This window comes from Actinomycetospora sp. (assembly GCF_055612215.1).
In genome coordinates, this window is sequence record NZ_JBVPVA010000711.1 from 1 (window position 1) to 7636 (window position 7636).

General features: G+C 73.8%; 6 protein-coding genes. 2 read left to right on the forward strand and 4 right to left on the reverse strand.

Going from position 1 to position 7636, the window contains the following annotated elements:
* From AC0CYZ_RS19500 to AC0CYZ_RS19510, 3 genes are all read right to left on the reverse strand, one after another.
* A partial coding sequence (locus AC0CYZ_RS19500; RefSeq protein ID WP_472218323.1) for a cytochrome P450 occupies window positions 1-2381 on the reverse strand: 2381 nt, incomplete at its 3' end.
* A gap of 241 nt (window positions 2382-2622) precedes the next feature.
* Complete coding sequence (locus AC0CYZ_RS19505) at window positions 2623-3051, reverse strand: nitroreductase/quinone reductase family protein (protein WP_472218325.1); 429 nt, start codon at window positions 3049-3051, stop codon at window positions 2623-2625.
* Window positions 3052-3138: 87 nt separating this feature from the next.
* A complete protein-coding gene (locus AC0CYZ_RS19510; protein WP_472218327.1) occupies window positions 3139-4026 on the reverse strand; it encodes a LysR family transcriptional regulator in 888 nt (295 codons plus the stop codon).
* A 102-nt stretch (window positions 4027-4128) separates the two neighbouring features.
* Between AC0CYZ_RS19510 and AC0CYZ_RS19515 the strand changes: the two genes are divergently transcribed.
* Together AC0CYZ_RS19515 and AC0CYZ_RS19520 are read left to right on the forward strand one after the other, a co-directional pair.
* Window positions 4129-4872, forward strand: a complete 744-nt coding sequence (locus AC0CYZ_RS19515; protein WP_472218328.1) for an SDR family oxidoreductase — start codon at window positions 4129-4131, stop codon at window positions 4870-4872.
* Window positions 4873-5043: 171 nt separating this feature from the next.
* Entirely contained in the window at window positions 5044-6663 is a 1620-nt protein-coding gene (locus tag AC0CYZ_RS19520; RefSeq protein WP_472218330.1) for an FAD-dependent monooxygenase, read from the forward strand.
* Between the two features lie 148 nt (window positions 6664-6811).
* Here the strand turns inward: AC0CYZ_RS19520 and AC0CYZ_RS19525 are convergent.
* On the reverse strand, window positions 6812-7636 hold an 825-nt coding region (locus tag AC0CYZ_RS19525; protein ID WP_472218332.1), incomplete at its 5' end, for an LLM class flavin-dependent oxidoreductase.

Here is a 7636-nt window from a genome sequence, read left to right on the forward strand (position 1 = left end):
TCCTGCAGCTCGACGCAGCCCGCGAGGATCCCCAGCAGCGGGTAGGGCTCGCCGGTGGGCAGGTGGGTGGGGGCACCCCCGGTGGCGCGCAGCGTCACGTACTGGCCGGCGTCGAGCCGGAACCGCGCGATCACCCGGTTCAGCAGGCCCACGTCGTTGCGCGGCAGCACCCCGAGGTGATCGCCGGCCCGGTAGGTCGTCCCCGCGGGCAACGCGACCTCGACGTGGCGCACCGAGCGCCCTCCGGGCGTGCCCGCCTTCGCGGTGAGCTCCCGGTTGACCACCACGGTCGCCGGGACCGCGCGGAACGAGCGCACCACCGGGCTCGCCGAGCGCCGGTTCTCGACGGCCTCGATGCTCAGCCGGGGCCCGGCGGCACCGGCGGCGGCGTCGGCGGCCGACACCCCGCAGGCGGTTCCGAGGGCGTCCCACAGGCCGTCGTACCAGGCCTGGAACTGGCCGTCGAAGTCGCCGCGGGCATCGCCCTCGCCGCGCGGGTGGACCCGGATCGCCCCGGCCGCCTCGAGCCGCGCATCGAGCATCGTCGGGATCGCCTGGTAGGTCGAGGCCCAGTCCCGGTTGCCGCACCCGAACACCGCGTAGCGCACCCCGGGGGCGGACGCCTCGTCCTGGCTCACCCAGTCGCAGAACGCCACCGCGTTGTCCGGCGGCATCCCGTTGTAGGACGCCGACACCACGACGACCGCGCCCTCGGTGGGCAGATCCGCCGACGACGGCGACGCCTCACCCGTGCGCGCCGCACCCACACGGTCGTCCAGTGGCGCCACCGTCGTGGCCCAACCCCGGTCGGTGCCGTCGCGGGCGATACGGGTCGCGATGTCCTCCGCGGCCCCCAGGTTGGACCCGAACAGCACCAGCAGCGGGGTGCCGTGCCGGTCGGCCGTCACGGCCGGCACCGGGCGTGCCGCCGGGGGAGCGGGTGCCGTGACGGCAGGGGGCGCCGTCTGCCCGGTGGTGCGTCCGCTCCGGGGGCGGAGCGTGACCGTCAACCCCTCGGGCTTGATGGTGATGCTCTCCTTGATCTTGAGCTGGTAGTCGGCGTGGTCGACCAGCTCGAAGCGCTGCAGCACCATCGCCAGGACCAGGATCGCCTCCTGCAGCGCGAACTGGCGCCCGATGCACGCCCGCGCCCCGGTTCCGAACGGCTTGTAGGCGTTGGGCGGGCGGGAGTCCTGGCGCGCCGGGTCGAAGTGGTCGGGGTCGAACCCCGCGGCGCCGGGGCCCCAGATCTCGGGCCGACGGTGCAGGGCCGTCGAGAGCGCCATGATCGGTGTGCCCGCCCGGAACTCGTAGCCGCCCACGGTCGTGTCCTGCAGCGGACGCCGGAAGAACGCGGGGGCGGTCGGCCACAGCCGCAACGTCTCGGACAGGATCTGCGGGACGTAGGTCAGCTTCCCGATCTGCGCGGCGGTGGGGGCGACGCCGAGGTCGGTGCCGAGGACCTCGTCGACCTCGGCCTGCGCCCGCGCCACCACCTCGGGCGCCTTGAGCAGGTAGGAGATCGCGAACGAGAGCAGCCCGCTGGTGGTCTCGTGGCCCGCGACCAGGAACGTGATGCACTGCGACACGATGTCGCGGTCGGGCAGCGCCAGCCCCGCCTTGTCCACGCCGTCGAGCATCCGGCCCAGCAGATCCTCGCCGGCCTCGCCGGAGGCGCGACGTTCGTCGACGATCGCCTGGACGGTGGTCGTCATGAGGTCGATCGCCGATGCGAAACGGCGGTGCGCCCCGACACGGAGCCGGTCGATCGGTGGGGGGATCCGCAGCCGGGCCTGGGACTCGCCGAGCATCGTCATCATGGCCTGCACGAACGGGTGCTGGGAGTCGCGGTAGAACGAGTTGAACCGGTACCCGAAGCCGCAGAGCGCGATCGTGTCCAGGGTCAGCCGGGTCATGTCGGCGGTGACGTCGACCGGCTCGCCCGGGTTCAACCGCTCCCACTTGAGGAGCAGCTGGTCGGCGATGTCGACCATCATCGGGTGGTAGCCCTGGATGGCCCGCTGGGAGAACGCCGGCAGCAGGATCTCGTGCGCGCTCTTCCACAGCGGATCGTCGGACTCCGAGGTGAACAGTCCCCGCGTCGGCAACGCCGTCCCGATCACCTTCTGCGGCCTCGCGACGAATTTGGCGAACCGCGTCTCGTCGCACAGGTCGTCGAACATGTCCAGCCCGGAGGCGACGTAGAGGTCCTGCCCCAGCATCCGCAGGTGCATCATCGGGCCGTAGCGCGCCGCCAGGTCGACGATCGTCTGGATGGTGCGCCCGCTCGGGAGGTCGAGGAGGTTCCCGACGACGGGCTTCGGCGGCGGTCCCGGGATTTCGCGGGCGCCGTCGGGGCGGGTCGAGTTCTGGCCGGCCACACGATTCTCCTCACACGCGTGCGGCAGCAGCGAGCCGCTGCCGTGCTTCCGCGATCGAGGGTGACGGAGCCGGCCGACCAGCACGCCTGGCGACGCTTCCAGTCGAGGATCCAGGCCACGGACCGTGGTGGGCCCGGCACGAGGTGTACACCTCGAGCCGGGCCCCGGGTCCGGCCTGGCAGACGCGCCCCCGCGGGGGCGACGCGGTGCGAGGGACGTCCCCGGTGACGCGGCGCGAACCTCAGCCGCGCGTCAGCAGCACGAGTGGGATCTCGCGCTTCGTGCGCTCCTGGTAGCCGCGGTAGTTGGCGTACTCGTCCGCGATGAGGGGCCACATGCGCGCGCGCTCCTCCGGAGACGCGACGGCGGCCCGCCACGTCTCGCGGGGCCCACCCTTCAGCGACACCTCGACCTCCGGGTTCGCGCGGAGGTTGTGGTACCAGGCCGGATGGACGTCGTCGCCGCCACGCGAGGCGACGACCACGTAGGTCTCACCCTCGACCAGGGGCGCCGTGAGCATCACCGAGCGCTTCTGCCCCGACTTGCGCCCGACGGTCGTCAGCTCCAGCGCGGGCATGCCGCCGAACTCCCAGCCGACCCGGCCTCCCGTCGCGCTGACGAGCAACCGGTGGACACCGTTCATCGCTTTGAGGACCAGGTCATGAGGCACCGACCGAACCTACCGCCGACCGTGTCGACCGTCGCGTGTGCTCGCTCGACGCGGGGGGGACGAGGACCGGGGCCACGTGCAGGACCCTCAGGAGTGCGGGGAGGCGGCCAGCTGGGACTCCGCGCAGCGTTCGAACTCGACGACGAGCCGACGGTGGTCCCCCGAGCGGTGGGCGAGCACGACCGGGACCGGGTCGACGTCCCGGACGGGGATCGCCACGAGGTCCGGGCGCAGCGCGCCGCCGACCGCCGCGGCCGCGGCGAGCGCCACGGCCTGACCGCCCGCGACGGCCTCGAGCCGGTCCTCCGGGGTCTCCGCGACCGGTCCCGCGGGAGCCGGCCCGCCGCCGGGACGCGGCTCGACCCGCCAGAACGCGGCGTAGTCCGGATCGGTGTCGACCAGCCGCGCGAGCGGTTCGTCGGCGAAGTCGTCGAGCCGCACCTCGGTCCGCTCCGCCAGGCGGTGGCCGCGCGGCACGAGCAACACCCGGGGCTCCTCGTAGAGGGCGTGCACGTCGAGTCCGTCGGTGGGGAACGGCAGACCGGCCACGGCGACGTCGACCCGGTGCTCGAGCAGGGCGGCCCGGGGCCCGTGCCAGTCGAGGTGGAGGGTGTGCACGTCCGCGTCCGGGACGGCCTCACGCAGCGCCCGCACGGCCGGGGTGACGAGCAGCGTCCCGGCGTGCCCGATCACGATCCGGAGGGGCCGCTCGACCCCTCGGGCGGCGTCGACCGCGGCGCGGGCCGTTCCCAGTGCCTCGAGGGCCCCGGGCAGGAAGGCCCTCCCGGCCGCGGTGAGGTGCGTGCCGCGGGTGTCCCGCGCGAGCAGCCGCGCACCCACGTGGCCCTCGAGACGGCGGATCTGGCGGCTCAACGCGGGTTGTGCGATGTGGAGCCGCTCGGCCGCCCGTCCGAAGTGCAGGTGCTCGGCCACCACGGTGAAGGCGCGCACGAGCCGCAGGTCCAGGTCGTCCACGTGTCCCAGCCTAGGCCTGTGGGCAGCGGTGATGCCGAGCCGGCATGAGCGCGGCGGGATCGGTCTTGGACCGGCGCGACGCCGCCGCGCAGCGTGGCGGTCATGGGACGCTTCGACGACCGAGCGGTGCTGATCACCGGCGGGACGAGCGGGATCGGGCTGGCCACCGCACGGCTGCTGCGCGACGAAGGGGCGCGGGTGCTCGTCACCGGTCGCAGCCCGGAGTCGCTGGACCGCGCGCGGAAGGAGCTGGGACCGCAGGGCGCGGTGATCGCCGCCGATGCCGCCGACCCCCACGCCCTCGACGGTCTGGCCGCCGAGGTGGGCGAGACCGTCGGTGCGCTCGACCTGCTGTACCTCAACGCCGGGATCACCGGGTTCAGCGGCTTCGCCGAGGTGACCGAGGAGGACTACGACCGCCTCTTCGCCGTGAACGCGCGCGGCGTCTACTTCGGGGTGCAGAAGCTCGCGCCGCTGGTGCGCGACGGCGGCGCGGTGGTCGTCACCACCTCGGTGGCGAACGCCAAGGGCCTGCCGGGCTCCAGTGTGTACGCCGCGACCAAGGCCGCGGTGCGCTCGATGGTGCGCTCCCTCGCTCGCGAGCTGCTTGCCCGCGGCATCCGGGTCAACGCGGTGAGCCCCGGTCCGATCGACAGCGGCATCCTGGAACGGACACTGCCGGCGGCCGCCGCGGCGGCGACGCGGGAGCAGATGCAGGGAGTCAACCCGATGCAGCGCTTCGGTCGCCCCGACGAGGTCGCGGCGGCCGTCGCCTTCCTCGGGTTCGACGCCACGTACACCACCGGGGCAGAACTCGTCGTCGACGGCGGTGCCTCACAGCTCTGACCGGGGCGGGTGCAGTTGACGATGGCCACCTCCAAGTTGACATCTTATAACTTCACTTCTAGCGTCGGCGAGGTTCGAAGAAGGGCCTCACATGTGTATCGCCGACGTCGACGGCCGCCTGGTCCTGGCCGACTCCGACCGCCGTGACTCCGTCGCAGGCCTCGCGCTGCCGTGACCGTCCCAGGTTCCGTTCCCCGCCGGACCGAGGTGCTCGTCGCCGGGGGTGGGCCGGTCGGGCTGGCCACCGCCGTCGAGCTCGGCCGGCGCGGCGTCGAGTGCCTCGTCGTCGAGCCCCGCGCCGTCGTGTCGCGGGCACGTCCCCGGTGCAAGACGATCAACGTGCGCACCATGGAGCACCTGCGGCGCTGGGGGATCGCCGACCGCCTCCGGGCGCGGGCGCCCCTGTCACCGGAGTTCTCCACCGACGTCGTCTTCTGCACGACCCTGGCCGGACACGAGCTGTCGCGGTTCACCGGGGTGCTCGGCCTCGAGTACGAGGGGGACCGGTTCCCCGAACGGGGCCAACAGGCCCCGCAATACGTGCTCGAGGAGCTGCTCCGCGACGTCGTCGACGAGCTCGACGCCTGCACCCTCGCCGTCGGCCATCGCGTGGTGGGTCTCACCCAGGAACCGGACCACGTCGTCGTCGAGATCGTCGACGCCGACGGGACGCCGGCGACGATCACTGCCGACTACGTCGTCGGCTGCGACGGTCCGCGCAGCACGGTCCGCGCCCAGATCGGCTCCGAGTACGTCGGCGAGCACGCGCTGCGCCCCAACTACGGGATGGTCTTCGAGGCCCCGCGGCTCTGGGACCACGTCCGGCACGGCGCCGCTGTGCAGTACTGGACGGTCAACCCGGACGCCCCCGCCCTGCTCGGTCCGCTCGACCGCACCGGCACCTGGTGGATCATCGCGTTCGGTGTCGACCGGGAGACCGGCGACCGCGGGCAGCACCGGCTCATCGCCGCGGCCGCCGGAACGCCCGTCGACGCGACCGTCCTGTCGACCGACCCGTGGACGGCACGGATGCAGCTGGTCGACCGCGCCCGCTGCGGTCGCGTGGTCCTCGCCGGCGACGCCGCCCACCTCAACCCGCCCTTCGGCGGGCACGGCCTGAACACCGGCATCGGGGACGCCGTCGACCTCGGGTGGAAGCTCGCCGCGGTCCTCCAGGGCTGGGGCGGGCCCCGACTGCTCGACAGCTACGACGCCGAGCGGCGCCCCGTGCAGGACCGGGTCATCACGGCCGCCGCCGAGAACATGAAGACGCTGTCCAGCGAGCTGCTCTCGCCCGACCTCGACGCCGGGACCGCCGCAGGGGAGGTGGCTCGGGAGGCGGCCCACGTCCGCATCCAGCAGACCAAGCACGCCGAGTTCCACGCCCTGGACCTCGTCCTCGACCTCGTGCACGACGGGTCCCCGGTCATCTCCTCCGACGGCGGCGAGGTCTCGGAGGTGCGCGCCGGGGCACGTCTCGCCCATGCGTGGCTGGCCGACGGCCGGTCGCTCTACGACGTCCTCGGGCCCTGGATGACGCTGCTCGTGCTCGTCGACCACCCGGTCGGGGACGGGGTACGGACCGAGGATGCCGTCCGCTCGTTGCTGCACGCCGCCGACGGGCGAGGGGTGCCGCTACAGGTCGTCGAGCTCCCTGGCCACGACCTGGCCGAGCGGTACGGCGCACGCCTCGTGCTCGTCCGCCCGGACCAGTACGTCGCCTGGTCCGGCGACGACGCACGGGATGACCCGCTCGCCCTGATCGACCGGATCCGGGGGGCCGGCGCGTGATCGTCGTGCTCAGCGGCGCTGGCTACACCGGCCGGTGCGGCGGAACGCCCTGGTCCTGCGCACCCTCGTCGGCCGCGAGCCGCACGGCTTCGCCGACGGCTGGCGCTCGCAGGCCGAGGACCTGGGGATCTGAGCCCCCGCCGGATGGTCAGCCCGCCGCGACCAGGTCCGGGGCCAGGCGTTCCAGGCGCCGCAGCTCGTCGTCGAGATCGCCGCTCGGGCGGCCCAGCAGCACGACGTGGTCGGCGCCCGCCTGCCGATGCGCCTCGACCGCGGCCGCGATCGCCTCGGCGCCACCGTGTGCGATGACCTGGTCGCGGGTCGTCGGGTCGGCCGGATCGAGACCGACGTCGGTGAGCATCGTGGCGTAGGTCGGGTCGCCGGTCAGCCCCGCGTACAGCTCGTCGGCGGCGGCCCGGGCCCGCGCGGTGTCCGGGTCGGTGAGCGTTGCGATCGCGACGACCAGCAGCCTGTCGGGTCCGAGGGCTGCGCGGGCCCGGGCGGTGAAGCCGGGCGGGCGCATCGCCGGCAGAGCACCATCGGTGATCTCGGCAGCGAGGGCGAGCATCCGTGGGCCCTGCGCACCGAGGATGCGGGCGTAGGTGGCGTTCGGCGCGGGCGGGACGGTCGGTGCGTCCATCCGCTCGATGTACTCGCGCAGCACCGTGAGGGGCCGGCCGTAGTCGCGTGCGACGGCAGCGGCCTGCGGCGGATGCCCGGCGCCTACGCCCAGCACGATCCGGCCGGGATAGGCCTCGGCGAGCGATGCGGCCGCGGCGTGCGCGGTCTGCGGGGCCCGGGCCCACATGTTCGCGATGCCGGTGCCGAGGACCAGCTGACCGGTCGCGGCGAGCAGGGTCGAGACCTGGACCAGCGTGTCCTTGCCCCCGACGCCCTCGTTCGTCCAGGCCGCCCGGTACCCGGCGGCCTCGAGGCGGCGGGCGGCCTCGACCTGGCGCGCCACCGGCGGCAG

Excerpts from the sequence above, each read along its gene's own strand:
- AC0CYZ_RS19515 (WP_472218328.1), top strand. The coding sequence starts at position 4,129 with ATGGGACGCTTCGACGACCGAGCGGTGCTGATCACCGGCGGGACGAGC.